Genomic DNA, 2,399 nt, shown 5'->3' with positions numbered 1-2,399 from the left:
AAAAAAAGAGGCCAGCATTGCTGGCCTCCCAAGAATTGCATTCAATGTTATATCGATCGCTTGCGTGGTTCTTATTTGAATTTCCAGGCGCGGACGTAATTCACTTCATACGAATTGTCCTTGCCCTGCGGCGTCGAATTGTCCGGCGTGCCGCTGGCGCTGCCAAACCACAGGTCAAGCATGATGTACATCGGATCGTTCATGCTCACATTGACGGTCGTGACTTCCTTGCCATCAAAGTAATACGTCTGCTTGCCCGGCTCCCACTTCACCGCATACTTGTGGAAGCCAGCCGACAGATCCGTGCCTTCGGTGTACATCTTGAAACCCGCCTGGTGGCCGTCATAGTCGCCAACCCATACGGTGGCTGCATAAGTGTTCGGATGAGCAATGCCGGATGCATCCGTGTAGCCCCAGCCATTGCCGCCGGCATACGCTTCCATGATGTCCATTTCCGGACGGCGCTCGTTGATGTGGTTGAACAGCCAGAATGCGGGCCAGGTGCCCTTGCCCTTTGGCAGCTTCGCTTCCATCTCGAAGTAACCGTATTGCTGATAGTACTTGCCATCGGTATCGATGGTACGGTCGAAGAAGTTGCCGGATGCATCACGCTGCGGCCAGATCTTCAGCTTGCCGTCTTCCACTGTGAAATTCTTGGTGGCGTTCGACCCGGCGTACCAGATGTGGTCATTCCAGAGATTGCTGTTGAAGCTGTCGAACTCTTCGGAAAAACTCAGCGTGTACTGGTTCGCGTCCTGGCCAAAAGGAGTGGCCGCTGTTTGCGCCGGTGCCTGTGTTGTCACTGTGCTCGGAGACGGCGTGGCGGTTGCTGTGCCGGAAGAGCTGGAGGATGTATTGCTCGAATTCGTATCGGACCCCGTTGCCTGCGCAACAACTGGAGACGCGGTGGCGGAAGCAGCCGTGCTGGTTGTATCTGCTGCGCCGCTGCCGGAGCCGCCGCCGCATGCAGAGATCAATACGGCCGCACAGGCGCAGGTCAAGGTGGTAATCGAAAAGCGATGAATAGATGCTCGTGACAAAACTGTCCCCTTCCAAAATGATTGGCTCTCGAAATGCTCAAGAGCAAGAGTTTCATCAGAGCATTGCTGTGCAGAAATGGTTCCTGGAAATATTCAAATTCCTTGGCAATATTTCGCTATGTCAATGTAAATATTGGTGAGGTTGCAAACAAACGACACGAGAAAAAAAGAAAGGCCGGCATTTCTGCCGGCCTTTTCCTTGTATTTCTGAAACGACGTTTAAGGACTTGCCTGTATTGCGTGCGTTGCTGCGAAACTTATCTGATGAGCACGATAAACGATTTTGTCATTCCAAGAAATTTCTCTTCCTTGATTTGCGCTGTCGGAAAGATATGCTTCAGTTCACGCTTGCTCAACAGACGTGTCGTACGCAGGAATTCATCGATCTGCTGCTGAGAAGGCTTGGCAACTAATCCCCACAGCGAGAAATAGCGGAGCAAGCGCCGTGACACCTTGAAAGGCAGCCACTGAATAAACGCCGTCATCAAGTGGGGCTCGACCGGAAACCATTTATTCGGCGTTTGCAGATACAGCTTGCGGCCGCAGCGCATGGCTTCATGGGCAAATCGCCTCTGATCGTGCAAGTCACCCACATGCTCGATCACCGAATTTGAAAAGGCAAGGTAGAACTGCTTATCGGAAAATGGCAACCGCCTGCCATCGGTCTGGTAAAACTTGAATCCACTATGGGTCACTTCCTCGCGGTGATCGTCGTCGATGTTGACGATCGAGATATCCACGCCCTTTGGAAAGTCTTCCTTCCACCAGCCTGCGGTTCCCCCGATATCCACCACTGGCGCACCGGATGCGACTTCCGGAAAGAGTTGCATGAATGCTCTTTTGCGTCTCGGCCGGAAATAATCCTGAAAAATCTGGTAGACCTTATGAATCGGAAAGCTCTGAGACTTTGGCGCCTCATAAACGACCTTCAACGATGGCTGATGTGCTGCGCTTTCCGTCTCTGCCTGATTTGCCTCTTTCTCTACGACTGATTGCGATTGATTTAGCATGATCTCCGGCTCTTTCGTTGTTGTGAATGACAAATCGCCGGCATCACATGCCAGCGAAAAGCAGTACAGCGAGGGGGATTGCCTTGAAGGTGTAGCGACTTGCAAATCGTTGTTGCCGATTTTTCTAGTAACTAAAAATAACAGAGAAAAAAACTGGAAGGTTTTGAATTCAAAGCATCTTTGAGAAGCAGCAAAATTGGCTATTCGATATCTGTATCAATGCGTCAATCGAGATTGATAAGTGGAAGAAATTTTGCATGAAAAAAAAGAGGCCAGCATTGCTGGCCTCCCAAGAATTGCATTCAATGTTATATCGATCGCTTGCGTGGTTCTTATTTGAATTTCCAGG

The 2,399-nt window shown here is 50.6% G+C and carries 3 protein-coding genes; 1 reads left to right on the top strand and 2 read right to left on the bottom strand.

The window, feature by feature from the left end:
- Positions 1-71 precede the first annotated feature (71 nt).
- The gene (locus tag TSA66_RS01250) at positions 72-803 is read right to left on the bottom strand and encodes a glycoside hydrolase family 16 protein (RefSeq protein WP_040038689.1); all 732 of its coding nucleotides are present in this window, start codon (positions 801-803) and stop codon (positions 72-74) included.
- A 16-nt stretch (positions 804-819) separates the two neighbouring features.
- On the opposite strand from TSA66_RS01250, the gene TSA66_RS26505 reads away from it, so the two are divergent.
- Complete coding sequence (locus tag TSA66_RS26505) at positions 820-1,023, top strand: hypothetical protein (protein ID WP_157691552.1); 204 nt, start codon at positions 820-822, stop codon at positions 1,021-1,023.
- A 274-nt stretch (positions 1,024-1,297) separates the two neighbouring features.
- On the opposite strand, the gene TSA66_RS01240 is transcribed toward TSA66_RS26505, so the two are convergent.
- Positions 1,298-2,155 (bottom strand): class I SAM-dependent methyltransferase, encoded by an 858-nt coding sequence (locus tag TSA66_RS01240; protein ID WP_157691551.1) that lies wholly within the window; start codon positions 2,153-2,155, stop codon positions 1,298-1,300.
- Positions 2,156-2,399 lie beyond the last annotated feature (244 nt).

The organism is Noviherbaspirillum autotrophicum (assembly GCF_000818395.1).
In the GTDB taxonomy this organism is placed as follows: Bacteria; Pseudomonadota; Gammaproteobacteria; order Burkholderiales; family Burkholderiaceae_D; genus Noviherbaspirillum; species Noviherbaspirillum autotrophicum.
The sequence above is the reverse complement of the archived record's forward strand: the minus strand, read 5'-3'. Positions and strand labels throughout refer to the sequence as shown.